This window comes from Enterobacter sp. SGAir0187 (assembly GCF_002952735.2).
Taxonomy (GTDB): Bacteria; Pseudomonadota; Gammaproteobacteria; order Enterobacterales; family Enterobacteriaceae; genus Enterobacter; species Enterobacter quasiroggenkampii.
In genome coordinates, this window is record NZ_CP025034.2 from 449,973 (window position 1) to 475,627 (window position 25,655).

The window sequence follows — 25,655 nt, forward strand, 5'->3', positions numbered from 1 at the left end:
GCTTTGCTAGCCTGAATAGTCAGGCAAAGCTCAACCCGGAGGTATTCTTGCTGATTAAACTCAAGAAAGAACGAACGCATCAGGAGGATCGCCGGCTTGCTCTCTGGCTGGCGACCTCAGCAGGTTTGCTGAACGCCATCGCTCTCGGGGCATTTGGCTTTTTCCCCTCACACATGACCGGCAACACCTCACAGTTATCCAGCGAAGTTTCTTCTACCGATCTGAGCGATATTATTTTCTTCGGCTCGATAATTCTCTCTTTTGTGGCTGGCGCCATTATTGCGCGCGCGATCGTCATATGGGGTATTATCCATAACGTCAGGCTGGTTTTTTGCCAGATCCTTTTTGTCGAGGGGATATTACTGACCGGCGTTTCCTTCTACGAAATGTATTTCCATACGCTCACCAGCAATCGCGAGATTATTCTTTTTCTCTGCTTTCTGATGGGCATTCATAATTCCACCTCCACGCAGCTTTCCGGTGGACGGGTGAGATCGACGCACATTACCGGCACGCTAACGGACGCGGGGATTTCCCTGGCCTCCGTCATGGTGGCGATGCTGCGCAGGGATTACTCAAAAGATACGGCAGCGCAAAAAAGTCAGCTAAAAACCCACTTAACTACCCTGTTTTCGTTCATTACAGGTGGTATTGCGGGGCTGCTGCTGTTCAGATGGATTGGCTTCAACGCCATGCTGGCGCTGGGCGTGATGCTCGCGTTTGTCGCCACCGTCTCAATTATCACCGTCTCGTCGCGGGTTCGACGGGTTCGTGCCCCTCTATGAAGGTAATGAGATGTTATCGGCATAAAAGCCCTTATATGTGACACTGTCACATATAAGGATTCGCTTTAGGACTATTCTGCCCGCCCCACAATCAGGCCTTACGCCATAAGGCCTGACCCGAGGTTGCCACTAGTTTCATAGGGTTACTGATTTTCCCCCTTCGCTGGAACCCTTCCCAAACGCTTGCTATAGGTCATCTACCCCTGCCGAAACATGGCATAACAACAGGCAACCCGTGGTTGCTGTAACGCATGCGCACAGGGAGACTCACCGCAATGCACCCATTACTCAAACGTTCGCTGCTGTTTGTCGGCGCCATTATTGTGGTCCTCGCCCTCCTCGTCTGGGGGATCGGGCTGGAGACCCTCAGAGCGCGTCAGGTTGACCTGATCTATCTCGGGCAACAGCATATGATTCTGGTTTTCTCATCAATGTTCTTTGCCCTGCTGGTGGGTATTCCGGCGGGTATTCTGCTTAGCCGCCCGGCCGCGCGGGGTATCGCCGAATATGTGATGCAAATCTTCAACGTCGGCAACACGCTGCCGCCGCTGGCCGTTCTCGCGCTGGCGATGGTGGTGATCGGCATCGGCGATACGCCCGCCATCATCGCCCTGTTCCTCGCCTCGCTGCTGCCGATCGTGCGTAATACCTATGCCGGGCTGTGCTCGGTCCCGCCATCGCTGCTGGAAGCGGCAAACGGCATCGGGATGACCAAATGGCAGCGTCTGCGTCAGGTTGAGCTGCCTGCCGCCTGGCCGGTTATGCTCTCAGGGATCCGCATCGCCACCGCCATTAACGTCGGTACCGCACCGCTGGCGTTCCTGATTGGTGCCAGCAGCTACGGCGAGCTGATTTTCCCGGGCATTTATCTGAACGATTTCCCGACCCTGATCCTCGGCGCGGCGGCCACCGCCCTGTTCGCCCTGATCCTCGATACCCTGCTGGCGGCGCTGGGTCGCGTGATGAGTCCCCATCTCGCTCGATAACAATAAAAAGGAGCTTTTATGAGACTGTTTTCCGGCCTGACGGCGCTGTGTGCCGCGGCGCTGTTCACCAGCCAGGCGATGGCGGCCCCGCTGATTCTGGCGACCAAGAGCTTTACCGAGCAGCACATTCTCTCGGCGATGACCGTGCAGTACCTGCAAAAGAAAGGTTTTCAGGTTCAACCGCAAACCAATATCGCCACGGTGATTTCCCGTAACGCGATGATAAACAAACAGATTGATATGACCTGGGAGTACACCGGCACGTCATTAATCATCTTTAACCACATCAACAAGCGCATGTCGCCAGAGGAGTCTTACGAGACGGTGAAACGTCTGGACGCGAAGCACGGTCTGGTCTGGCTCAAGCCCGCCGACATGAACAACACCTATGCGTTCGCCATGCAGCGCAAGCGCGCCGAGGCGGAACATATCAACACCATGTCGGAGATGGTGGCGAAGATTGAGCAGATCCGCAAAACCAACCCGGACAAAAACTGGCTGCTGGGCTTAGACCTGGAGTTCGCCGGGCGTAGCGACGGCATGAAGCCGCTGCAGGCGGCCTACAACATGGAACTGGATCGCCCGCAGATCCGCCAGATGGACCCCGGCCTGGTCTATAACGCGGTGCGCGACGGCTTCGTCGACGCCGGGCTGATTTATACCACCGACGGGCGCGTGAAGGGCTTCGACCTCAAGGTGCTGGAAGACGATAAAGGCTTCTTCCCGAGCTATGCGGTCACCCCGGTGGTCCGTAAGGACACGCTGGAGGCCAATCCGGGCCTGGAAGAGGCGCTCAACGCCCTCTCTGCCCAGCTCAACAACGACGTTATCACCGAACTGAACAAGAAGGTGGATATCGACCATCAGTCACCGCAGCAGGTCGCCCGTGATTTCCTGCATAGCAAACAGCTGCTGTAGGAGGCGCTATGGAGACGATTCACTACATTCTGGACAACTGGGACTACCTGTTAACCCTGACGCTGCAGCATCTGTGGCTGGTAGCGCTGGCCGTGGGCTTAGCCATTCTCATCGGCGTCCCGCTCGGCATTCTGATTGTTCGCCATAAGTGGCTGGCAACGCCGGTGCTGGGGATTGCCACCATCGTGCTGACCATTCCGTCCATTGCGCTGTTTGGCCTGATGATCCCACTGTTTTCGCTGATCGGTCAGGGGATTGGCGCCCTGCCCGCGATCACGGCGGTGTTTCTCTACTCGCTGCTGCCGATTGTGCGTAACACCCATACGGCACTCGACAGCCTGCCGCCTGGCCTGCGTGAAGCCGGACGCGGCATCGGCATGACCTTCTGGCAGCGCCTGCGCTGGGTCGAAATCCCGATGGCGCTGCCGGTGATTTTCGGCGGCATCCGCACCGCCGTGGTGATGAACATCGGCGTGATGGCGATTGCCGCGGTGATCGGCGCGGGCGGCCTGGGCCTGCTGCTGCTCAACGGCATCGGCGGAAGCGATATTCGCATGTTGATTGCGGGCGCGCTGATGATTTGTCTTTTAGCGATTGTGCTCGACTGGCTGCTGCACCGTCTGCAGGTGGTTCTGACTCCAAAGGGGATTCGATAATGATAAAACTGGAAAACCTCACCAAACAATTTTCACAGAAGCACGGCCAGACCTTTAAGGCCGTCGACAACGTCAACCTCAACGTGCCCGAAGGGGAAATGTGCGTCCTGCTCGGCCCATCCGGCTGCGGGAAGACCACCACCCTGAAGATGATTAACCGCCTCATTACCCCAAGCAGCGGGACGATCCTGATCAACGGTGAAGACACCAGTGGGATGGACACCGTCACCCTGCGCCGCAACATTGGCTACGTGATCCAGCAGATTGGCCTGTTCCCGAACATGACCATCGAAGAGAACATTACCGTCGTGCCGCGCATGCTGGGCTGGGATAAAGCGCGATGTAAAACCCGCGCCGAAGAGCTGATGGATATGGTAGCGATGGATCCACATAAGTTCCTGAATCGCTACCCGCGCGAGATGTCCGGCGGCCAGCAGCAGCGCATCGGCGTGATCCGCGCCCTGGCGGCCGATCCTCCGGTACTGCTGATGGATGAACCTTTCGGCGCAGTGGACCCGATCAACCGCGAGGTGATCCAGAATCAGTTCCTGGAGATGCAGCGCAAGCTGAAAAAAACCGTCATGCTGGTCAGCCACGATATCGACGAAGCCCTCAAGCTCGGCGACCGTATCGCGGTGTTCCGTCAGGGGAAAATCGTGCAGTGCGCCAGCCCGGATGAGCTGCTGGCGAAACCGGCGAACGAGTTTGTCGGCTCGTTTGTCGGTCAGGACCGTACGCTGAAGCGTCTGCTGCTGGTATCGGCGGGCGACGTCACCGACCAGCAACCGACCATTACGGTGCGGGGCTCTACGCCGCTCCCTGAAGCCTTTGCGACCATGGATGATAACGATATTCGCGCGATTACCGTAGTTGACGAGCACGGCAAGCCGCTGGGCTTTGTGAAGCGTCGCGAAGCGCGAAACGCCAGCGGGACCTGCGCCGACATCCTGCATCCGTTCCGCATGACCGGCAAAGCGGAAGACAACCTGCGCGTGGTGCTGTCACGCCTGTATGAGAGTAATACCAGCTGGATGCCGATCGTGGATGAGGAGGGGCGCTACAACGGCGAGATTTCTCAGGACTATATTGCCGAGTATCTCAGTTCAGGGCGTACGCGTCGGGCGCTCAATATTCATAGCGACAGCTAATCTTTCAGGCCGGGCATTGCCCGGCTTTTCCGCACGCATACCTTTTGCTAACCCCGCGATTTCCCGCCACAATATTGTATCTTTCCCGTTTACTCGCGACTCATGCAACGTCTTCATACGTACCCCGACATCCGCGCGATGTTTCGCCGACTGCTGATTGCCACCGTCACCGGCGTGCTGGCCGCGCTGGCCGTTGCGGTGTTCCGCCACAGCATGTACCTGCTGGAGTGGCTGCTTCTCAGCAACGACAGCGGCAGCCTGGTGAATGCCGCCGCCTCGCTCTCGCCCTGGCGGCGCGCGCTGACGCCCGCGCTGGGCGGGCTGGCTGCCGGACTGTTGCTATGGGGATGGCAGCGTCTGACCGCGCAACGGCCTCATGCCCCCACCGACTACATGGAAGCGCTGGAGACCGGTGACGGCCAGTTTGACTACGGTGCCAGCCTGGTTAAATCCCTCGCCTCGCTGCTGGTCGTCGCCAGCGGAAGCGCCATCGGGCGTGAAGGGGCGATGATCCTGCTCGCCGCCCTCGCCGCCTCCCTTTTCGCCCGGCGCTTTACGCCCAAATCCGAGTGGAAATTATGGATAGCCTGTGGCGCCGCCGCCGGGATGGCCAGCGCCTACCATGCTCCCTTAGCCGGAAGCCTGTTCATCGCGGAGATTCTGTTTGGCACCCTGATGCTGGCCTCGCTCGGGCCCGTGGTTATCGCGGCGGCGGTGGCGCTTCTCACTACGCAGCTTCTGGCGCCGGGTACCGGCACGCTCTACGCGGTCCATCTGAGCGGCATCCTCACCGCAGCCGATTATGCCCTGCTGGTCGCCATGGGGCTGCTGGCGGGTCTTTGCGGACCGCTGCTGATGTGGCTGATGGCGTTCAGCCACGATCTTTTCCTGCGCCTCAAACTTTCGCCGCCGTGGCAGCTGGCGCTCGGCGGTGCGATCGTCGGGCTGCTGTCTCTTCTGACGCCGAAGGTGTGGGGGAACGGCTACAGCGTGGTGCAGGCTTTTCTGCTCGCGCCGCCGCTGCTGTCGGTCATTGCCGGGGTGTTCATCTGTAAATTGCTGGCAGTACTGGCGAGCAGCGGGTCGGGCGCGCCGGGCGGGGTGTTCACGCCGACGCTGTTTGTTGGCATGGCGACAGGCATGCTATTTGCACAGCTTTTCGCGCTGTGGCTGCCGGGTTCTGAGACGGCAATTTTGCTGGGGCTGGCAGGGATGGCAACGCTACTCGCCGCGACCACGCATGCGCCCATTATGTCGGCGCTGATGGTCTGTGAAATGACCGGACAGTATGTTTTACTGCCCGGTTTGCTGGTTGCCTGCGTGCTGGCGTCCGTGCTGTCGCGGACGTTACGCCACGACTCGGTCTACGGTCAACACGCCACCGAGGGCAGAGAGATCGATGTACTGCGCTAGCTCGCGCTGCTCGGCGCGAGGCAGATAAGGCAGCTCGCCCACCAGCGGTGCGGGCAGTTTAGCGCTCAGCACGTCGATGATCTCCGCATAGTGCGCGAGGCCCGGGTTGATGCGGTTGGCCACCCAGCCCATCAGCGGCAGACCGTCATTGGCAATCGCCTGCGCCGTCAGCAGCGCGTGGTTGATGCACCCTTCCTGGATCCCCACCACCATCACCACCGGAAGCTGTTCCTGGACCACCCATTCCGACAGCGGGCGCAGGTCGTTCATCAGGCTGCGCCAGCCGCCCGTCCCTTCGACCACCACGTGATCCACCTTCCCGCTCAGGTTCGCCAGGCCGTCGGACAACAGGGGATAGTTAATCAGGCCGCTGTGCGCCACGCTGCTCTCCTCTTCGCTTAACGCGATGGGATTGACAGCATGATAAGGCAACTCCAGTGACGAGACGCTTTGCAGCACCAGGGCGTCTTTATTACGCAATCCCTCTGGCGTCTCTTTACTCCCTTTTGCGACCGGTTTGTACCCTGCCACGCGTTTACCGCTTGCTGCCAGCGCCTGCAGCAATGCGCGGGATACAACGGTCTTGCCGACAGAGGTATCTGTACCAGTAACAAAGAAACGCTTAAGCATGACTCACTCCACCTCTTGGGTATGCTTCGAAAATATAAACCAGGTAAATAATTCAGTGGAGGAAGTCTACGGGATGCGTGCGCTACCCGGCTTGAGATAGCGCAATTTTTCTTACATCTGCAAAAAAGAGTTAACCCTGTAACAGGCGGATCAACAGCGAGCCGTTATACATGGCATCTTTGACCAGCGCCGCGCCGGCCATCGTGCCCTGATTGGAAAACTGGGTGCTTTCTACCGCAATGTTCCGGCTGTAGGCGGGAAGCGACTGCTGCTGAATACAGGCCGTAATCGCCGGGAAGAGGATCTCCGCCGCCTGGCTGAGCGGTGAGCCAATAAGGATTTTTTGCGGGTTGAAGAGGTTCACCATGATAGCCAGAATGCGGCCAACGTTATTCCCCACCCCGGTAATGATGTCCTTCGCCAGCAGATCGCCCTGACGCGCCGCGGCGCAGAGAGAATCCACCGTGAGGGGTTGTCCGTGCAGCGAGGAGCTCATGGACTGACTGAGCCTGACCTGCGCCAGCTCCAGCACGCTTTCCACGCTGGCAATGGTCTCCAGACAGCCGTGGTTCCCGCAGTAGCAGCGCTTACCGTATGGGTCGACCTGGGTATGGCCAATTTCCACCAGGCTGCTGCTTCCGGCATGGAGAAGACGTCCGTCGGTAATGACGCCTGCCCCGACGTTATGATCGATAACCACCTGAATCACATCCCTCGCCCCGCGTGACGCGCCGAACAGCGCCTCCGCCATGGTCCAGGCGCTGATGTCATGCTGAATATAGACCGGCACGCCGGTATGGTTTTTCAGCACTTCGCCCAGCGGCATCTCTTTAACATCGTCGTAAAACGGCATCCGGTGAACAATGCCATTTTCGGTATCAATAATACCCGGCATGGTGATGGCAATGGCCGTTAAGCGTTCAAGCTTCTGCTGGTGACGAATAAAGAAACGATCGATATGCGAAACAATCGCGTCGAGGAGCGGTTTCTCGGCGTTGAGCGGCAGATCAAGACGGTCTTCCACCACCAGCTTGCTGCTGAGATCGCGCAGCGCAAGGAAGATCTCCCCCCGGCTGATGCGTAGCGACAGGTAGTGCCAGGCTTCCGTCTCAACCACCAGCCCGACCGCCGGACGGCCACGGCTGCCCGGCTCCTGAATTTCCGTCTCCTGAACCAGGTGAGCTTCCAGCATCTCGCGGACAATCTTGGTAATACTGGCGGGTGCCAGCTGTGCCAGGCGCGAAAGATCGATACGCGAAACCGGACCAAGCTGATCAATCAGGCGATACACCGCGCCAGCGTTGGTCTGCTTAATCTGATCAATATGCCCTGGCTGACTATCAGCGACCACCTCGTACTCCCTTATTTTCGAGCTTCGAAATAAACTGTTGGCTATGGTGAAGCACTTGCATGGCTGCCGTCAAATATTTACTTAGCCATGTGATTTACCGCACATTTTTACCCATTTTTACCGGGAAATATCAGACCGCGGAGGCCTGGATTAACCGCTGTTTAAAGCGCTGGGCAGCATGACTCTGTTCGCGATGTTTTGACCACACCAGCCACATCTCCGAAATGGCATCCTCCTCGGCGATAGCAACCCAGCGCATCTCACGCAGCTGTACCCGCTTAAAGGAGGCCGGGAGTATCGACACGCCCAGCCCGGCGGCGACCAGCCCGATAATGGTCATTGCCTCCCCGACCTCCTGGGTAATGACCGGGGCAAGATCGTAGCGGCGCATCAGCCCCAGGATATCGTCATACAGACCCGTTCCGACCTGCGGATCAAAAAAGACAAACGGCTCTTTTGCCAGCTCTGCCAGCGACACCGTCGGACGCGACGCCAGCGGGTGATCGTGCGGGATCATGGCCATCAGCGGTTCGCGCAGGATCACCTCCCACGCCAGCGAGTCCGGCAGCTGGGTATTACGCATCAGCCCCAGATCCAGCGAACCTTCATTCAGCGGCGCGATCTGCTCGCGGGTGTTGATCTCGCGCGTTTGAATATGAACATCCGGGAAATGGCGGCGGAATGACGACAGGGTTTCCGAGACGGCGCTGATAAACGGTGCGGACGAAGTAAACCCGATGCGCAACTCTCCGGCCTCCCCGAGATAGAGCCGTTCTGCCCGGGCGGCGGCGTCCTCGACCATGCTGAGAATTTGTCGGCTGTCGATGAGAAATTGCTTACCCGCCGCCGTCAGGCTCACGCTGCGGTTGGTGCGGGCCAGCAGGCGCGCTCCGACCTGCTGCTCCAGGATCTGAATCTGCTGGCTTAGCGGTGGTTGAGAGATATTCAGCCGTACCGCCGCGCGGCCAAAATGCAGCTCTTCGGCGACGGCGACAAAGTAGCGAAGATGACGCAGCTCGATATTCATATTTCTAAAGTATCATTTGAGATTATTAATATATTAGACAGAATATTTACATTTTCCTACCCTGAAGAGGTGGTCATACCCGTCACCAGAAATCACGGGGATGTTTAAGCAAGGAAACTGTGTGAGTCGTACAACTGCCATTGATATCGATCCGGCGAGCGATATCGATGATTTACCTGCAACATCGCAGCCGGTTCAGTTCATTAAACGTGGTACCCCCCAATTTATGCGCGTCACGCTGGCGCTCTTTTCCGCCGGTCTGGCCACCTTCGCTCTGCTCTATTGCGTTCAGCCGATCCTGCCCGTGCTCTCCCATGAGTTTGGCGTATCGCCTGCGAGCAGCAGCGTTTCACTCTCCATTTCCACCGGCATGCTGGCGATTGGCCTGCTCTTTACCGGGCCGCTGTCCGACGCCATTGGCCGTAAACCGGTTATGGTAACCGCGCTGATGCTGGCGTCGGTCTGTACGTTACTCTCGACCATGATGACCAGCTGGCACGGGATTCTGGTGATGCGCGCGCTGATCGGGCTCTCGCTCAGCGGCGTGGCGGCGGTCGGGATGACCTATCTCAGCGAGGAGATCCACCCGAGCTTTGTCGCCTTCTCGATGGGGCTTTACATCAGCGGGAACTCGATTGGCGGGATGAGCGGACGTCTGCTGAGCGGGGTATTCACGGACTTCTTTAGCTGGCGGATTGCGCTGGCGGTCATCGGCTGTTTCGCGCTGGCATCAGCCCTGATGTTCTGGAAAATCCTGCCGGAATCGCGCCATTTCCGCCCGACCTCTTTGCGCCCGAAAACGCTGTTTATCAACTTCCGTCTGCACTGGCGCGACAAGGGCCTCCCGCGCCTGTTCCTGACCGGCTTCCTGCTGATGGGCGCCTTCGTCACGCTGTTCAACTATATTGGCTACCGCCTGATGCTCTCGCCGTGGCATCTGAGCCAGGCGATTGTCGGTTTACTCTCGGTTGCGTATTTGACCGGTACGTGGAGTTCACCGAAGGCCGGGGCGATGACCGCACGCTATGGACGCGGCCCGGTCATGCTGTTCTTCACGGCGGTGATGCTGGTCGGTCTGCTGCTGACGCTCTTCTCCTCACTGTGGCTGATTTTTGCCGGCATGCTGCTCTTTTCCGCGGGCTTCTTCGCCGCCCACTCGGTCGCCAGCAGCTGGATTGGCCCGCGCGCGCGTCGCGCCAAAGGTCAGGCATCGTCTCTTTATCTGTTTAGCTATTACCTGGGGTCCAGCATCGCCGGGACGCTCGGCGGCGTGTTCTGGCATCACTACGGCTGGAACGGCGTGGGCGGGTTTATCGCGCTGATGCTGTGCGCGGCACTGCTGGTGGGGGGAAGCCTGCATAAACGTCTGCATTAACATTGTATTGAAAAGCCGATATTGCATAAAACGAAAGGCCGAAATAAACGGCCTTTCGTTTTATGTGGATTAAATCAGCGATTATTGTAAGCGGCAACACCTGCGCCAACAATAGCCAAAACACCAATTACTGCTTTAGCCTCTTTCACATGTTGGTTATGCATTATCGCTGCTTTATTCGCATTAACCGCATTAGGATCTAATGTAATAACATTGCTGAAATGGCTCATGCAAGCATCATCAACAGTTCCATTGAATGTACCTGAAAGTACTTTATCAGTTTTATTATCAATTAGTAATGACAATGCACAGATATGAGTAGCTGTAGCACTATCATAATTACCAGTGGTGTTAGATGTTCCAACCGCCCCTCCGGAGAAACCGTTACCATATCCCTGATAAGTGGAACTACCGACCGCCACAGCATTGGTATCAGTGCTAAACAAACCAGCAGATGTTGTACCTTGATTGCTGTCCCACTGATACATTGTCTGGCTCCCATTGACGGGCATTGTTCGTGTTGGTATCCCTAAATCAGTCATTGCTTCTGCCTTACTGTGCCCAACAAGCGTAACTGTAGCATTTCTATACTGAGAAGGAACGGGTTGCATCGCGCAGCCAGCTAGTAAAGCCACTGAAATCGAGCATAAAATAAATTTAACCATTATAAAAGTTGCCTATTAGTTGACTTTGACGCTATGAAAATCGCGTCGGCATAAGAATATTCTTATGCGCATTTCCATATTTGACTCTAAGAGCTATCTTCAACCTTCAAATAATTCATACGGTCAATGCAAATAATCATGATTATTCACATTACCAATTTAAAACATTAAGAAGCATCAACAACATTTGAGTAAGAAACATCTGTTTTAATCAGATCTGAACCTCTGTATGCTCGTTAAGAGCCTCAAACACAACGAGAACGTAGAATGAAAAATAATTATTCCTATCTATCGCTTACTAAAACCTTCCAGCGTCTCTCCCGCTTCTCGCACCTCTCCTCCATCGCCAGCTGGGACATGTTCACCATGATGCCGCCCGGCGGCAGCGCCGCGCGCGGCGAGGCGCTGGCGGAGATGAGCGTCCTGCAGCACCAGCTCCTGACCGATAAAAAAGTCGGCGACCTGTTAGCGGAGGCGGCAGGGGAAGATCTGAATGACGTCGAACAGGCCAACCTGCGGGAAATGACGCGCCACTATCAGCAGGCCTCGCTGCTGCCGGAATCGCTGGTGGAGGCCAAATCCCTGGCGGGCAGCAGGTGCGAGCACGCCTGGCGCACGCAGCGTCCCGCTAACGACTGGCAGGGCTTTTCCGCCAACCTGAAAGAGGTGGTCAAACTCAGCCGTGAAGAGGCGCGCCTGCGGGGGGAAGCCAAAGGCTGTACGCCGTACGACGCGCTGCTGGATATTTTCGAACCCGACATGACCAGCGCCCGTCTGGACGTGCTGTTCGGCGACATGAAATCCTGGCTGCCGGACCTGCTGGCAAACGTCGTGGAAAAGCAGGCTCAGCGATCGTTTGTTCCTCCTCAGGGGCCTTTCCCGACCGCAACACAGCGCGAACTGGGCCTGGAAGCCATGAAAATGCTCGGCTTCGATTTTAACGGCGGTCGCCTCGACGTGAGTGCGCACCCGTTCTGCGGCGGCGTGCCGGAAGACGTGCGCATCACTACGCGCTACGACGAGGATGAACTGCTCAGCGCGCTGTTTGGCGTGATCCACGAAACCGGACACGCGCGCTACGAACAAAACCTGCCGCGCGCGTGGGCAGGACAGCCGATTGCCCTCGCCCGCTCAACCGCGATCCACGAATCCCAGAGCCTGTTCTTTGAGATGCAGCTGGGACGCAGTGAAGCCTTCCTCAAACATCTTCTCCCTGCGGTGCACGCCCGCTTTGGCAGCCAGGCGGCGTTCAGCGAAGAGAATTTTATTGCCTGGAACCAGCGCGTGAAGCCGGGCTATATCCGCGTCGATGCGGACGAAGTGAGCTACCCGGCACACGTGGTGCTGCGCTATGAGATTGAGCGCGCGCTGATCAACGGCGAGATCGAAGTGGACGATATCCCTGCCCTGTGGGACGAGAAAATGCAGGCCTGGCTCGGGTTATCCACCAAAGACAACTACCGCAACGGCTGCATGCAGGATATCCACTGGACTGACGGCGGTTTTGGCTACTTCCCATCTTATACGCTGGGGGCCATGTATGCCGCACAGCTGTTCCACGCCGCCAAAACGGCGCTTCCGGGTCTGCAGGCCTCCATCGCTGAGGGCGATTTTTCCGCACTCTTTGAGTGGCTGCGTCAGAACATCTGGCAGCACGGCAGTCGCTTCAGCACGTCGCAGTTAATCACCCAGGCGACGGGTGAAGATCTGAATATCCGCTACTTCCGCGAACATCTGACCTCCCGCTATTTGTAATGATAAGGCCGGGGTTCTTCCCCGGCCTTGTACATATGGTTACACACCGATACCAATCACTCACGGAAACCCCGAATTTACAGGGATATAGTTCTTTCAACGGCCCCGCAGTGGGGTTAAATGAAAAACCAAATTCGAGGGTATGAACATGAAAAAAGTATTAGCTCTGGTTGTTGCCGCTGCTATGGGTCTGTCTTCTGCTGCGTTCGCTGCTGAAACCACTGCTGCACCGGCTGCTGCGGCACCTGCTGCAACGACCACCGCGGCGCCAGCAAAAACTGTCCATCACAAGAAACATCATAAAGCCGCTAAACCGGCTGCAGAGCAAAAAGCCCAGGCCGCTAAAAAGCACCACAAAAAAGCGACCAAACCAGCTGCAGAGCAGAAAGCCCAGGCTGCTAAAAAGCACCACAAAAAAGCGACCAAACCGGCTGTAGAGCAGAAAGCCCAGGCTGCTAAAAAGCATCACAAAAAAGCAGTAAAACACGAAGCTGCTAAACCAGCTGCACAGCCAGCTGCGTAAGAGTACAAGCTAAACCGTGCCCTTCGGGGCACGTTGGTAAACCGGCGCTGAACCGGAACAGGTTCCGCGCCGTTTTTTTTATCCGGAGGGCGTATGCTGCGGCGCTATCGGTTTGAGCTGATTCTGATCCTGCTTATTTTATGCGCGCTCATCGCCAGCCATTTTTATCTTTCCTGAATGTAGCACGCTGATTTTACTCCCACTTTAGCGCTGTCCCGTCTATAGTATTTTCATAGGGTTCACTTTTAATAATCATAATTACCCCCACCAGAGTGTGATATGCGTAAATCTGTTGTGTTGTTACTGGGAACGTTTGGTCTTTTTTCTGGATTCTCACATGCGGATGATGGCGGTGATGACACCATTAGCGCGAAAGAGCTAAAGACGCTTTTTTTCGGTCATGACGATCGCACGCGCGTCGCCGATCCCACCCAGGCGCCCTGGGATGCTATAGGTCAACTGGAAACCGCCAGCGGTAACTTATGTACTGCGACGCTGATTACCCCACAGCTTGCCCTGACGGCAGGCCACTGTCTGTTAACGCCGCCAAACGGCAAGCCGGATAAAGCGGTGGCCTTGCGGTTTGTGTCGCAAAAAGGCACCTGGCGCTATGAAATTCACGGCATTGAAGGCCGGGTCGATCCGTCTCTCGGCAAACGCCTGAAACCGGATGGTGACGGCTGGATCGTGCCACCGGCGGCCGCCTCATGGGACTTTGGCCTCATCGTTTTACGCTACCCCCCTTCCGGCATTACGCCGCTGCCGTTATTTGACGGCGACAAAGACGCACTCACCGCCGCGCTGAAAGCCGCCAACCGGAAGGTGACGCAGTCCGGCTATCCTGTCGACCATCTGGATACGCTTTACACGCACTCCGACTGTATTGTGACGGGCTGGGCGCAAACCAGCGTACTCTCGCATCAGTGCGATACGTTACCGGGTGACAGTGGCTCACCGCTGATGCTGAAAACAGATAACGGCTGGCAGTTGATCGGTGTGCAGAGCTCTGCACCGGCGGCGAAAGATCGCTGGCGCGCAGATAACCGGGCCTTGTCCGTGACCGGCTTTCGCGACAAGCTGGAAGCACTGGCGCAGCAGTAAATCAGCATCGTCTGACCTGATGTAATGCCCTGATTGACTCAATCGGCATCGGCTGGCTGAACCAAAAACCCTGCAGTTGATCGCAGCCAGCCAGCCGCAGCAGTTTCATTTGTCTTTCGGTCTCGACCCCTTCGGCGACCACCGCCATTCCCAGCGCGTTGGCGATCCGCACCGTGCCGCTTACCAGCGCGGCCGCCTGTTCATCGTTGTCCACCAGCCCGGCCAGCGATTTATCAATCTTGATGGTGTCGAAGTTAAAACGCCGCAAATAGCCAATGCTGGAATAGCCGGTGCCAAAGTCATCCAGCGCCACCGCGGTGCCCAGCGCTTTAAGATTGGCTATCGCCATGCGGGCACGCTCCGGGTTTTCCAGCACATAGGACTCTGTGACCTCCAGCTGCAGTCGGTTAGCAGGGAAATGAGTGGTCTCCAGCACGCTGGCCACTTTGTCTTCGAAGGCGGGATCGCGGAATTGCGCGGGAGAAATGTTAACGGAAAGCGTTAAGTCACCGTACGGCTGGAGATCCTGACAGGCGCGCTGCAACACAAACTGGCCCAGCTTGTAAATCAGACCGCTGGTCTCCGCAATGGCGATGAAAGTATCCGGGCCCAGCGGCCCGTCCGGGCGACGTGGCCAGCGCACCAGCGCTTCTACACTGCTCATTTTCTGGCTGCGGGCGTCAATAATCGGCTGATACCAGACCTCAAACTCATCGCGCTCCAGACCGTTACGGATCTGATTTTCAATCGCCAGCTTGCGCTCCCGGGCGCTGTTCAGCTCGGCGTCGTAGTGGGTAATACGCCCTTTCCCGCTCATTTTGGCATGGTACATGGCAATATCGGCGCGGCGAAACAGCTCAGAGCTGGTGCATTCAATCAGGGTTCCGCTGGCGATACCGATACTGGCCCCGATATGGATCGTGCGTTCCCCCAGCTGAATCGGGGAGGTGAGAAAATCCAGCACCGAAACGGCAAAGGCGGTGGCCTGTGTTTCTGCCTCATCACCGCCGATGGTCATGGCAAACTCATCCCCGCCCATACGCGCCAGCATTCCCCCCGGCGGCACGCGTTCACTCAGCGTTTTCGCAATCGCCACAATGAGATCGTCTCCCACGCTGTGCCCGTAGATGTCATTCACGTCTTTAAAGCCATCCAGATCGATAAACACCACGCTTTTGACGTCGATATCCCCGCGTAGACTCACCCGATCCAACGCTTCGATGAGCGCTCGTCGGTTCGGCAGATGGCTTAGCCAGTCCGTTCTCGCCACCAGACGCGCCTGGCTTTCTCCTCGCGCAAGCTTGTACAGCCCCACGCTGCTCACCAGAATAAAGAGCAGGATCAGGGCCGATGCCAGCACAACAATCTGCGTGATATCAGAGGATGCCGCCCGGGCGGCCTGCGCCCCCGGAAGCCGTGCCTGCCAGTTAAGATAGCCTAGCAGCTCCCCTGCCGAACTTCGCAGCGGCATACTCAGTTCGTTAATTTTTTCCGGCGTAAAGTGCAGGTTATCGATCTGAAAGGTCGCCCCCAGGTCGGCTAAGATTCTGGCGTTCAGATGACGGGTGATCACCAGATAGCGGCGCGTTTCGTCGGTCACCTGTAATCTTCCGACCATCGGGCGAATCAGCCCAATGCCCACAAAGGCGACGCCGCTTCGCGTTTTGCTGATCCCGGCATAGATATTTTTATCGCTTGATAAGGCGCGCGCGTGCTGAGCAATCAGGGCTTTTAGCCCCTTACCGAAAAAATCGAGATTCGTCTCCTGAAAAGGCTGACTTTGAAACGATCCCCAGATGACATCGAAATGTTCATCAAGCACGAAGGTACCATCATAGAGGTTGTTGATTTTAAAGCCTGCGCCCCAGGTGTTATATAGCCAGTCGGTATCGAGCGTGGGACGGTAGACCTCCCGCACCGCATCGTCCCAGACGGCGTTATCCAGCACCAGCGAGGAGACGCGGTTAACCGATGTCTGAATGGCCCCCTGCACGGAAAGCGCCGTGCGGTGTTCATCAATTTCATTGGTTTTGGTGCTGATAAGATGCAGGGAAAGATAGAGGAGTGCGACGACGGAGATGATTAAGCCGATGCCCGCCATAAAGACCATGGCAAACAACGTTCTCGCGGTGGGAATATTGCGCCAGCTTAATGTGCGATACATCAGCCATCCTCTTTAAGGTTTTGCTTTTCTAAGCGTAATACAGGCAGCGAATTTCGCTGCCTGTAAAGGATGGCTTTATGAACGTCAGGCAAGTTTTATCATAATCATACCTGCAAGCAGCAAGATGAGTCCCATCCAGCCCTTGCTATTTAAACGCTGACCGAAAAGCACCCAGCCTGCAGCCAGCGTTGCGGCGATACCAAAACCGCCCCACAACGCATAGGCGACCGAAAGATCGATCCCTTTTACCGCCTGGGATAACGCGCTGAACGCCCCCAGAACCGCAGCAATCGACATCAGGCCGTAGAGTTTACGGCGAAAACCATCGGAGAATTTCAGCAGAACGTTCGCCAGAATTTCCAGCACGATGGCGAACCCCAACCAGGCCGCATGAACCCACTCAAACTGTTGCATGGTTCTGCTCCTTCTGCACTTTAGACGGCTTACGGGTACCTGATTTAATCAGCACAATACCCGCGACCAACGTCGTTAATCCGGCGACCTTCATTGTTGTTAATGTTTCGTCAAATATCAGCACGCTGAACAGCGTAATCAACAAAATACCGATCCCTTCCCACAGGGCATACGCGACGCCCAGCGCAATTTTTTTCACCGCAAACGAGAGGAAAATATACGAAAGCGAAATCATCACCAGCATCAAAATAAAACCGGTGTTGCCCTCGCTGACGCTAGCCCACTTCATCGACAGCGTGCCGGTAATTTCAGCGATAATAGCCAGAGCTAATAAAATCCAGTAAAACATGTTTTTCTCCTGCTTGAGAATATAATCCATCGTGGCCCGCTGCGTGCAGCAAACCCAAAAATACGAATTGAAATCAGTCAGCTAAGCGCTTAGCGCCAGCTCAGGCAGAAGAAATGACTAGAGTGCGGTGCGCCAGTGTTGCTCACCAGAAAGCAGGCAGAAAGAGGTGGAGTATACAGCAGTATTGTTTGAAGAGTACGTCCTGAACATATTGTCCATAAAATTACAATTATCCGCGTTGTTGCTTCTCGTCTTTGCGGATGAAAATTGTCCTCGGTAGTTAAACACACCGAATTTGTACCATAAGCCAGGATTTTACTCAAAGTCTTTGCAATTCTTTACCCACTCCGTTTGATTTTGGTTAGTTTATTGCAATGCCTTTCACCTTTATTATAAATATAAAGAAAATTTCGGAGTCACCATGGCTAAACCCATCATTACCCTGAACGGGTTAAAAATTGTCATCATGCTGGGCATGCTGGTGATCATATTAACAGGCGTGCGCTTTGCCGCCGACATTATTGTGCCCTTTATTCTGGCCCTGTTTATTGCGGTGATCCTCAACCCCCTGGTTCAGCGCATGACGCGGCTACGCATCCCGCGCGTGCTGGCCATCACGCTGCTTATCAGCATCATTATTGTGGCGATGGTACTGCTGGTGGCTTATCTGGGGACCTCGCTCAATGAACTGGCGCGAACGCTGCCGAAATACCGCTCTTCGCTGGCAATACCGCTGCTGCAGCTGGAGCCCTGGCTGCAACGCGCGGGTATCGAAGTCTCGGTTGAAGAACTGCTGAAATATATCGACCCCAATGCGGCGATGACGATCGTCACCAGCCTGCTGGCTCAGCTTTCCAATGCCATGACCTCCATTTTCCTGCTGTTTTTAACGGTGGTGTTTATGCTCCTGGAGGTGCCGCAGCTTCCCGCAAAGCTGCAGCAGATAATGGTCCGTCCGGTCGAAGGAATGGGGGCGATTCAACGCGCGCTGGACAGCGTCTCCCGCTATCTGGTGCTGAAAACGGCCATTAGCCTGGTGACGGGCGTTGTCGTCTGGGTGATGCTTCTGGCGCTGGACGTCCGCTTTGCGTTCGTCTGGGGGTTACTGGCGTTTGCGCTTAACTACATTCCCAACATCGGCTCCGTGCTGGCGGCGATCCCCCCTATTCTTCAGGTGCTGGTTTTCAGCGGGCTTTATGACGCGCTGATCCTGCTGGCCGGATACCTGGTCATCAATCTGGTGTTCGGTAACATACTGGAACCCCGCATGATGGGCCGGGGCCTGGGGCTGTCCACGCTGGTGGTCTTTTTGTCCCTGATATTCTGGGGCTGGCTGCTCGGGCCCGTTGGGATGCTGCTCTCCGTTCCGCTCACCATCATTGTCAAGATTGGTCTGGAGCAGACGGCGGGCGGGCAAAGTATCGCCGTGCTGCTGAGCGATATGAGTCATAAATAGCCGTCATTCCGCCATCGACAGGAGGGGCTTGCGGGTCCTTCCACCTTCACGATAAGCGCTGAGCGCCCTTCGCCACTCTGCCAGCGGGTACACCGTAACGTCGCTGTACTCATTGCCGGGCAACCTCAGCCAGATGCGCTCGAACTCCGCGCGCCACGCCTCAACGCTGAGCGCATCCAGACCGTTTCGGATATGGAACCACGCCACGCGCGGCGCAGGCCGCCGCTGTGTGAAGGCTTGCCCGGAGAGCAGCCCGTAGCAGACAAACATGCCCTGCTCGGGCATCACGCTGAGGATCGTTTCCGCAAGCGGCCCGCCGGTGGCATCGTAGACGATATCGCTACGGGCGGCGACGGTGCCGATTCTGTTTGCGTCATGCTGTGCGACAGGCGTGATGCCCATCGCCTCCAGCCGTTCAGCATGCACGGCAGAACGGTGAATGCCATACACCGCTTCCGCCCCCACCTGACGCGCCCACTGCCCCAGCAGAATGGCGCAGTCCGATCCGGCAGCCGTGAGCAAGACCCGCTTTCCACGCGGCGGGTAGCGGGTCAGCATCATCTGCGCCGCCAGCGGGTTGATATAGGCCCGCGCGGCCAGATGCGCGTCGACGGTGTCCGGAACGGGTATCGCATACTCTGCCGGGCAATCCACATAGCGCTGCCAGGTGCCCTGACCGCGCAGCGGCAGGACGCGCTTGCCCACCAGATGCTTAAACGAGGCGGGCGCCTCGGTGACAACACCGACACCTTCATACCCCGCGACCGCCGGTAACGGGGTTCTGTGGCGATAGGCACCGGTGATGGGGATAAGATCGGACGCGTTGACCGGAGAAAACAGCATCCGCACGCGGAGCTGTCCCGGCGCAAGCGCGCCCGGCGGCGCGGTTTCAGGTTGCAGAACAGATTCTGGCTCGCCAAACCGGCGATACCAGAGGGCCAGATTTTCCATTACGATCTCAAGGCTGATAGCGGAACTACTCGCGCCAGCCCATCGCCGGTGCGACATGTTTGAGAATAGACTCAATCACGTGCGCATTATAATCCACACCCAGCTGGTTCGGCACGGTCAGTAAGAGCGTGTCCGCCTCGGCAATCGCCTCGTCCTTTTTCAGTTGTTCAACCAGCTTGTCCGGCTCCGCGGCATAGCTGCGCCCGAAGATGGCGCGCGTTTTCTCATCAAGATAACCCACGCTATCGCTGTCGTTGCGGCTGGCCCCGAAATACATCCGGTCACGGTCGTCCATCAGCGCAAAAATACTGCGGCTGACCGACACCCGCGGCTCACGCGTATGCCCCGCCTCTTTCCAGGCCTGACGGTACACGCGGATCTGTTTTGCCTGCTGAATATGGAACGGCTCACCGGTTTCATCGTCCTTCAGCGTTGAGCTTTGCAGGTTCATGCCCAGTTTTGCGGCCCACACGGCCGTCGCATTGGAACCCGCCCCCCACCAGATACGCTCGCGCAGCCCTTCTGAATAAGGCTCCAGGCGCAGCAGCCCCGGCGGATTCGGGAACATGGGCTGCGGGTTCGGTTTGGCAAACCCTTCCCCACGCAGCACCTCAAGCAGCACCTCGGTATGACGACGCGCCATATCCGACTCGTTTTCCCCTTCCTGCGGGACATAGCCGAAATGACGCCAGCCATCAATAACCTGCTCCGGGGAGCCACGGCTGATGCCCAACTGCAGGCGACCACCGGAAATCAGGTCCGCCGCGCCCGCATCTTCAGCCATGTACATCGGATTTTCATAGCGCATATCAATCACGCCGGTGCCGATTTCGATGGTCTTCGTTTTTGCGCCAATGGCCGCCAGCAGAGGGAACGGCGAGCTAAGCTGTCGCGCGAAGTGATGCACGCGGAAATAGGCGCCGTCTGCCCCCAGCTCTTCAGCCGCCACGGCTAAATCGATGGACTGCAGCAGCGTGTCTGCCGCCGAGCGCGTGCCGGACTGCGGCGAAGGCGTCCAGTGACCAAACGATAAAAACCCGATCTTTTTCATAACCCTGTGTCCTGATAATGCATTGCGTTCTGTCCACTTTACGCATTACCCGGTAAGAATAAATGCCGTTTATTTAACGGAAAGCATCAAATAAATTGACCGAATCGCGTGGTTCTTCATTCCTCCCCATAATGGGATATAATATCCCCCACTTTTTTATGGCAGGTAAAACCGGCAATGGCACTGATCCCCAAAAACTACGCGCGGCTGGAAAGCGGCTATCGCGAAAAAGCATTAAAAATCTATCCATGGGTGTGTGGACGCTGTTCGCGCGAGTTTGTCTATTCCAATCTGCGTGAACTCACGGTTCACCATATCGATCACGACCATACCAACAACCCGGAAGATGGCAGCAACTGGGAGCTGTTGTGCCTGTTTTGCCACGATCACGAGCATTCGAAATACACCGAAGCAGATCAGTACGGCACCACCGTGGTGGCCGGGGAAGACGCGCAAAAAGACGTGGGCGTCGCCACGTTTAACCCGTTTGCCGATTTAAAGGCAATGATGGATAAGAAGAAGTAACCTTCGCTACCCATACCTGCATTTCAGGGGGCACAGGCCCCCTTCTGTTTTACGCGACTTTCAGCGCAAAACGGTCTGTCAGGACATGGCGGATGTCCTCCTCCGTCAGCTGCCGCGTTTCAGTGCCGTTCGCCGTGATGGTTTTCAGCATATCGCCCAGTAAAATCTGGCGTCCTTCCGGACTGTGCTGCACCACCACCCGCTTCTGCACAAAGATCGCATCCGGGTGCGTGGAGTTCAGGTAGTTGGCCGGGACGAAATCAATCCACTCCTGAGGCGTGAGATCGAAGCCGTATTGTCGGGCCCATTCGCCTTCCACCTTCGCCTCGAGCAGATACTCACCCTCTGTGCTGCGGCTCAGGCGAAACGTGTCGAAATCCTGGGGGATATCCACGTCAAGCGTGTCCAGCGCCATTGGCGCGCGGATGCCGTAGCTGCCGAACCCGAGATCGCAAAGCCACTGCCTGCTCTCCACTTCAGCGATTAACGCCATATGGGTTTTTGGCCGCCTCGCAGGGTAGAACATTGGACGCGCCGCCACGAAACGGTAAGGAATACCGAGTGCCTCCAGTGCCATGGCGAAAAGCCCGTTCACCTCATAGCAGTAGCCGCCGCGCCCTTTCTTTAACACCTTATCGGCAATGTCGTCCGGCGCCAGCGAGACAATTTTACCCGCCTGTACGTCCAGATTTTCAAAGGGAACGGAAAAGAGCTGATGACGCATCAGCGCATGCAGGGTGGTCGTATCGGCCGCCGCCGGTCCGGTGTAGTTTATGCGTTTGAAATACGAGGAAATGTCGAAATTATCGCTGTGCATAATGCCTCCTTGTCCTGAACATGCCGGACACTATAGATGGCGCGCATCATTGGCTGTATAGTCAGTTTTATCGAAAATTAGCCTGAACAGATACCCATGTCTGCCCTGTCCACCTCCTCACCACACTATCGCCGGATTGCTGAGAGTCTACGCCTCACGCTCTCTTCAGGCGCATTACGAGCCGGTGACCGGATGATCTCCGCGCGAAAACTGGCCGAGCGCGAGCACGTTAGCCTTCCGACAGCGCTGGAGGCCCTTCGCTGCCTTGAGGCCGAGGGGCTGATCGTTGCGCGTCCGCGTTCGGGTTATTACATTTGCCAGATCAGCCAGCCTCAGCGTGCGGAGCCCGCGCGTTCCCCGCCAGGCCCGGTCCCCGTCACCCTGTCCGCCGTGGCCCGGTCGCTGTTCAGCAGTGCAGAAGCCCGTCTGGTCCCGCTGGGCGCCGCCCTGCCCGATCCCGCGTGGCTGCCTGGGGAGGCGCTGCAGCGGGCGTTGCACTCTGCGGGTCGTCGTCTGGACGCGCATGGGCAGAGCTACAGCCTGCCTCCGGGAAGAGCAGACTTGCGAAGTAAGATTGCCGCGCGCGCTGCGCAGTGGGGAGCCCGTTTCGGCGCCGACGATCTCATTATCACCGCGGGCGCGACACAGGCGCTGCGTCTGGCCCTGCGGGCCGTGTGTCAGCCAGGTGATGTGGTGGCGATTGAGCAGCCCGCCTACTTCGGCACGCTCCTGCTGCTGGAGGATTTAGGCCTGAAGGCCTTAGAAATCCCCACCGATCCTGCTGAAGGCCTGTTACTGGAACCGCTGGCTAACGCCATCCGCTGCCACCGTCCTGCGGCCGTTCTGGCCTCGCCCACCGTGCAAAACCCATTGGGTGCCAGCATGCCCGTCGCGCGCAAGCAGGAACTGGTTGCTCTGCTTGAAGAAGCCGGTATTCCTCTGATTGAGGACGACGTTTACGGTGACCTGGTCGGTGACGGGCAACGTCCTCCGGCCTGCAAAGCCTTCGACCAGAGCGGGAATGTGATTTACTGCAGCTCCCTGTCTAAAACGCTTGCGCCGGGGTGGCGAATCGGCTGGATTGCCGCCGGACGCTATTTCACGCAGGTCTTGCAGGCCCGCATGGCCGGAGAGTGGGCAGGTGCGCCGCTGCTGGAAGCCGCGACGAGCGAGATGCTGGCAAGCGGCGACTACGACCGTCACCTGCGGCGGCTAAAGCGGCGGATCGCAGAGGGAATAGCCGCCGTCGTGGCGCAGGTCGGGGCCAGTTTCCCCCCCGGTACCCGCGTAAACGTCCCCGCAGCGGGCTTTCTGTTGTGGGTCGAACTTCCTCCGCAGGTCAACGCGCTGGAGGTGCATCGTCGCGCGCTGGCGCGGGGTATTGGCGTCAGCCCCGGTCCCCTGTTTTCTCCTGGCGCAGAACTCACGCACTTTCTGCGGCTAAACTGTGCAAACGAACCGACGCCCCGCCTGCTCAATGCCGTGGAGCAGATTGGTGCGCTATGCCATGAGCTGGCCGCTTTCACACCAGACTCTCCAGCCACTCGGTAAATACCCGCACCTTGCGGGAGAGATGGCGGTGTGGGTAGAGCAGTGACAGTTTGCGGTCCGGCGAGCGACAGGCTGGCAAGACCTCAACCAGCAGGCCGCGGTCAATGTAAGGCTGAAGAAAGAGATTCATCCCCTGCATAACCCCCAGCCCGGCCAGGCCTGCCGCGATGTAGGCCTCGGAGTTATCCACCACCAGCTTACCGGGTAGCACGATCTCCGCGACGCCCTCTGGCGTGGTAAACGTCCACGGCTGAATGTGCCTGCTGCTGTTGTTAATCCAGTTAATCGCCTGATGCTTGCGTAAATCCTCCAGCGTTTCTGGCGTACCGTGTTTTGCCAGCCAGGCCGGGCTGGCACAGGTCGTGATTTTAATGTTCCCGACTTTACGCGCGATATAGTCGCCGTCGTCCAGCTCGCCCACCCGCAGCACGCAGTCCAGGCCATCCCGCAGCATATCCCGACGGCGGTCAGAGCTGCTCAGAATGATCTCGATCTCGGGATGCTGACGATAAAAATCAGGCAGATTGGGTATCACCCGCAGCGTTGCAAAAGAGACAGGCATATCGACTCGCAGTTGACCGTGTATTGCACGGTCCGTACCAAACGACTCCAGTAATTCATTCGCCTGCGCCAGCAGGGGTTTACTGCGGCGATAAAAGGCTTCCCCATCCGGCGTCAGGCTAATCCGACGCGTTGTGCGCTGCAGGAGCCGCGTGCCGCTGTGTTGTTCCAGAAGCTGCAGCGCTTTGGTCACTGCCGGTCGATGGACCTGCAGATTCTCTGCCGCCTGGGTAAGGCTCCCCGAGTCGACAATTTCAATAAAAATCCGAATAGATTCAAAGAGGTTTATTTGCATATGGGATGTCTTGCCGCGAGCGGGAGAAAATGATTGTTATTGATTTTATAACAGTGATGAATCTTTCTGGCTATTTTTCCTAACAATCTTACTCTTTACACTCTCCTTCATTCAAACGTAAGGGAGAGTCTGCTATGAAAAATAACCGTATCTGTCAGATCCTGGGTATCGAAAAGCCCGTTATTCAGGGACCGTTATCCTGGCTTACTGATGCCCGTTTAGTGGCCGCGGTCAGCAATGCCGGAGGACTCGGCGTGCTGGGTCCCAACGCAGGGTTAACCGCCGATACCGCGGTCTCCACGCCGGAAGAGACCGCCGAAAAAATGCGGGAAGAAATTCGTAAAACCAAACGGCTGACCGAAAAACCCTTCGGCGTTAACCTGATCCCCACCGCCGTTAATGACGTCTGGACCGGGCCAATTCTTAAGGTGGTAAAAGAGGAAGGCGTCAGAGCCGTGGTGTACACGGGCTACGGGGAAGGCAGCATTATTCCCGCGCTGTTTAGTGAGTTAAAAGAGGCGGGCATTGCCATTATCTACCGCGACATCAATCCCACGCCGGAAAATACCCGTCTCGCTGAAGAAATGGGGGCAGACATCATCGTCGCCACCGGTTTTGATGAAGGTGGGACGTTACCCGCAACGGCGCTGGGCACCTTTTCCATCGTGCCGCTGATTGCCGATGCCGTGAAGCATGCTCCGGTGATGGCGGCGGGCGGTATTACCGATCGTCGCACCGCCAGAGCGGCGCATGCGTTAGGTGCGGAGGGCGTGTTTGCCGGCTCGGTGTTTATCAGTACCGAAGAAAGCCGCGTGCCACAGGGGGTCAAAGAGAAAATTGTTACCGCCAACGGCCTGGACCTGCTGCTTTTCCGCACTGTCCCCCACTACTATCGTTCTCTTCCCGGCAAGCTGGCGGAAAAACTGGCGGCGATGGATAAAGCGGGCGCAAGCAACGAAGCGCTGGGCAAGTCGATGGGCGGATTACGGGGCCTGCGCCTGGGCATGCTGGAAAATAATACCGATGAAGGCTATATCGCGCTCGGCACGGGGATCGGGAATATCCGCAGCGTGAGAAGCGTGGCCGAGGTTGTCGATGCGTTAACGGTTGAGTAAGCCCTTAACCCTGATGCTATGGGCGCTGCACAGGAGCAGCGTCCGCAAACCGTCTGCGGTTCTTTGTCACACA

26 protein-coding genes are annotated in these 25,655 nt (G+C 57.1%); 14 read left to right on the plus strand and 12 right to left on the minus strand.

Features of this window, described 5'->3' with window-relative positions:
- The first annotated feature begins 47 nt into the window (after positions 1-47).
- From CWR52_RS02120 to clcB, 6 genes are all read left to right on the plus strand, one after another.
- Positions 48-785: a YoaK family protein gene (locus CWR52_RS02120; RefSeq protein WP_104948704.1), complete on the plus strand. Its 738-nt coding sequence runs from the start codon at positions 48-50 to the stop codon at positions 783-785.
- Positions 786-1,060: 275 nt separating this feature from the next.
- Positions 1,061-1,771 carry an osmoprotectant ABC transporter permease OsmY gene (gene osmY, locus CWR52_RS02125; RefSeq protein ID WP_025911451.1) on the plus strand — a complete coding sequence of 237 codons (711 nt, stop codon included), beginning with the start codon at positions 1,061-1,063 and terminating at the stop codon, positions 1,769-1,771.
- Between the two features lie 18 nt (positions 1,772-1,789).
- Positions 1,790-2,689, plus strand: coding sequence for an osmoprotectant ABC transporter substrate-binding protein OsmX (gene osmX / locus CWR52_RS02130; protein WP_104948705.1), 900 nt, complete (start codon positions 1,790-1,792; stop codon positions 2,687-2,689).
- 8 nt (positions 2,690-2,697) lie between these two features.
- On the plus strand, positions 2,698-3,345 hold the full coding sequence (osmW, locus tag CWR52_RS02135) for an osmoprotectant ABC transporter permease OsmW (protein ID WP_014169860.1): 648 nt from the start codon (positions 2,698-2,700) through the stop codon (positions 3,343-3,345).
- Positions 3,345-4,493: an osmoprotectant ABC transporter ATP-binding protein OsmV gene (gene osmV / locus CWR52_RS02140; protein ID WP_104948706.1), complete on the plus strand. Its 1,149-nt coding sequence runs from the start codon at positions 3,345-3,347 to the stop codon at positions 4,491-4,493. Before osmW ends, osmV begins: the two co-directional genes overlap by 1 nt.
- Before the next feature lie 102 nt (positions 4,494-4,595).
- On the plus strand, positions 4,596-5,906 hold the full coding sequence (clcB, locus tag CWR52_RS02145; RefSeq protein ID WP_104948707.1) for a voltage-gated ClC-type chloride channel ClcB: 1,311 nt from the start codon (positions 4,596-4,598) through the stop codon (positions 5,904-5,906).
- On the opposite strand, the gene bioD is transcribed toward clcB, so the two are convergent.
- The 3 genes from bioD to CWR52_RS02160 all read right to left on the minus strand — a co-directional run bounded on the left by bioD (position 5,841) and on the right by CWR52_RS02160 (position 8,914).
- Complete coding sequence (bioD, locus tag CWR52_RS02150) at positions 5,841-6,536, minus strand: dethiobiotin synthase (protein WP_104948708.1); 696 nt, start codon at positions 6,534-6,536, stop codon at positions 5,841-5,843. The two genes, clcB and bioD, sit on opposite strands and share 66 nt — an antisense overlap.
- 130 nt (positions 6,537-6,666) lie before the next feature.
- Positions 6,667-7,887, minus strand: a complete 1,221-nt coding sequence (gene mlc / locus CWR52_RS02155) for a sugar metabolism global transcriptional regulator Mlc (protein ID WP_104948709.1) — start codon at positions 7,885-7,887, stop codon at positions 6,667-6,669.
- A gap of 130 nt (positions 7,888-8,017) precedes the next feature.
- Entirely contained in the window at positions 8,018-8,914 is an 897-nt protein-coding gene (locus CWR52_RS02160; protein ID WP_104948710.1) for a LysR family transcriptional regulator, read from the minus strand.
- Positions 8,915-9,035: 121 nt separating this feature from the next.
- Here CWR52_RS02160 and CWR52_RS02165 point away from each other — a divergent pair, with 121 nt between their 5' ends.
- Positions 9,036-10,289, plus strand: a complete 1,254-nt coding sequence (locus CWR52_RS02165) for an MFS transporter (RefSeq protein WP_104948711.1) — start codon at positions 9,036-9,038, stop codon at positions 10,287-10,289.
- Between the two features lie 74 nt (positions 10,290-10,363).
- On the opposite strand, the gene CWR52_RS02170 is transcribed toward CWR52_RS02165, so the two are convergent.
- A complete protein-coding gene (locus CWR52_RS02170) occupies positions 10,364-10,954 on the minus strand; it encodes a hypothetical protein (RefSeq protein ID WP_129546947.1) in 591 nt (196 codons plus the stop codon).
- A 267-nt stretch (positions 10,955-11,221) separates the two neighbouring features.
- Between CWR52_RS02170 and CWR52_RS02175 the strand changes: the two genes are divergently transcribed.
- The 3 genes from CWR52_RS02175 to CWR52_RS02185 all read left to right on the plus strand — a co-directional run bounded on the left by CWR52_RS02175 (position 11,222) and on the right by CWR52_RS02185 (position 14,333).
- The gene (locus CWR52_RS02175; protein ID WP_104948712.1) at positions 11,222-12,709 is read left to right on the plus strand and encodes a carboxypeptidase M32; all 1,488 of its coding nucleotides are present in this window, start codon (positions 11,222-11,224) and stop codon (positions 12,707-12,709) included.
- A gap of 148 nt (positions 12,710-12,857) precedes the next feature.
- A complete protein-coding gene (gene asr / locus CWR52_RS02180; RefSeq protein WP_021241183.1) occupies positions 12,858-13,232 on the plus strand; it encodes an acid resistance repetitive basic protein Asr in 375 nt (124 codons plus the stop codon).
- A 279-nt stretch (positions 13,233-13,511) separates the two neighbouring features.
- Positions 13,512-14,333, plus strand: coding sequence for a trypsin-like serine peptidase (locus tag CWR52_RS02185; protein WP_104948713.1), 822 nt, complete (start codon positions 13,512-13,514; stop codon positions 14,331-14,333).
- A gap of 1 nt (position 14,334) precedes the next feature.
- Here CWR52_RS02185 and CWR52_RS02190 read toward each other — a convergent pair whose 3' ends face one another.
- The 4 genes from CWR52_RS02190 to CWR52_RS23640 form a co-directional block, all read right to left on the minus strand.
- Positions 14,335-16,497, minus strand: coding sequence for a bifunctional diguanylate cyclase/phosphodiesterase (locus CWR52_RS02190; RefSeq protein ID WP_104948714.1), 2,163 nt, complete (start codon positions 16,495-16,497; stop codon positions 14,335-14,337).
- Positions 16,498-16,581: 84 nt separating this feature from the next.
- Complete coding sequence (gene mdtI / locus CWR52_RS02195; protein WP_104948715.1) at positions 16,582-16,911, minus strand: multidrug/spermidine efflux SMR transporter subunit MdtI; 330 nt, start codon at positions 16,909-16,911, stop codon at positions 16,582-16,584.
- Positions 16,898-17,260, minus strand: a complete 363-nt coding sequence (gene mdtJ, locus CWR52_RS02200; protein WP_104948716.1) for a multidrug/spermidine efflux SMR transporter subunit MdtJ — start codon at positions 17,258-17,260, stop codon at positions 16,898-16,900. Before mdtJ ends, mdtI begins: the two co-directional genes overlap by 14 nt.
- A 117-nt stretch (positions 17,261-17,377) precedes the next feature.
- On the minus strand, positions 17,378-17,548 hold the full coding sequence (locus tag CWR52_RS23640; RefSeq protein ID WP_085930315.1) for a hypothetical protein: 171 nt from the start codon (positions 17,546-17,548) through the stop codon (positions 17,378-17,380).
- Between the two features lie 133 nt (positions 17,549-17,681).
- Between CWR52_RS23640 and CWR52_RS02205 the strand changes: the two genes are divergently transcribed.
- Positions 17,682-18,716: an AI-2E family transporter gene (locus CWR52_RS02205; RefSeq protein ID WP_104948717.1), complete on the plus strand. Its 1,035-nt coding sequence runs from the start codon at positions 17,682-17,684 to the stop codon at positions 18,714-18,716.
- 3 nt (positions 18,717-18,719) lie between these two features.
- On the opposite strand, the gene CWR52_RS02210 is transcribed toward CWR52_RS02205, so the two are convergent.
- Positions 18,720-19,667, minus strand: coding sequence for a zinc-dependent alcohol dehydrogenase family protein (locus CWR52_RS02210; protein WP_104948718.1), 948 nt, complete (start codon positions 19,665-19,667; stop codon positions 18,720-18,722).
- Between the two features lie 25 nt (positions 19,668-19,692).
- A complete protein-coding gene (locus CWR52_RS02215) occupies positions 19,693-20,718 on the minus strand; it encodes an LLM class flavin-dependent oxidoreductase (RefSeq protein ID WP_104948719.1) in 1,026 nt (341 codons plus the stop codon).
- Positions 20,719-20,895: 177 nt separating this feature from the next.
- Between CWR52_RS02215 and yajD the strand changes: the two genes are divergently transcribed.
- The gene (yajD, locus tag CWR52_RS02220; RefSeq protein WP_003857471.1) at positions 20,896-21,243 is read left to right on the plus strand and encodes an HNH nuclease YajD; all 348 of its coding nucleotides are present in this window, start codon (positions 20,896-20,898) and stop codon (positions 21,241-21,243) included.
- 49 nt (positions 21,244-21,292) lie between these two features.
- On the opposite strand, the gene CWR52_RS02225 is transcribed toward yajD, so the two are convergent.
- Positions 21,293-22,060: an arylamine N-acetyltransferase family protein gene (locus CWR52_RS02225; protein ID WP_104948720.1), complete on the minus strand. Its 768-nt coding sequence runs from the start codon at positions 22,058-22,060 to the stop codon at positions 21,293-21,295.
- Positions 22,061-22,156: 96 nt separating this feature from the next.
- On the opposite strand from CWR52_RS02225, the gene CWR52_RS02230 reads away from it, so the two are divergent.
- On the plus strand, positions 22,157-23,611 hold the full coding sequence (locus tag CWR52_RS02230) for a PLP-dependent aminotransferase family protein (RefSeq protein WP_104948721.1): 1,455 nt from the start codon (positions 22,157-22,159) through the stop codon (positions 23,609-23,611).
- Here the strand turns inward: CWR52_RS02230 and CWR52_RS02235 are convergent.
- Entirely contained in the window at positions 23,583-24,467 is an 885-nt protein-coding gene (locus tag CWR52_RS02235; RefSeq protein WP_104948722.1) for a LysR family transcriptional regulator, read from the minus strand. The genes CWR52_RS02230 and CWR52_RS02235 overlap by 29 nt on opposite strands.
- Positions 24,468-24,601: 134 nt before the next feature.
- Here CWR52_RS02235 and CWR52_RS02240 point away from each other — a divergent pair, with 134 nt between their 5' ends.
- Complete coding sequence (locus CWR52_RS02240) at positions 24,602-25,582, plus strand: NAD(P)H-dependent flavin oxidoreductase (RefSeq protein ID WP_104948723.1); 981 nt, start codon at positions 24,602-24,604, stop codon at positions 25,580-25,582.
- The last annotated feature ends 73 nt before the right edge of the window (positions 25,583-25,655 follow it).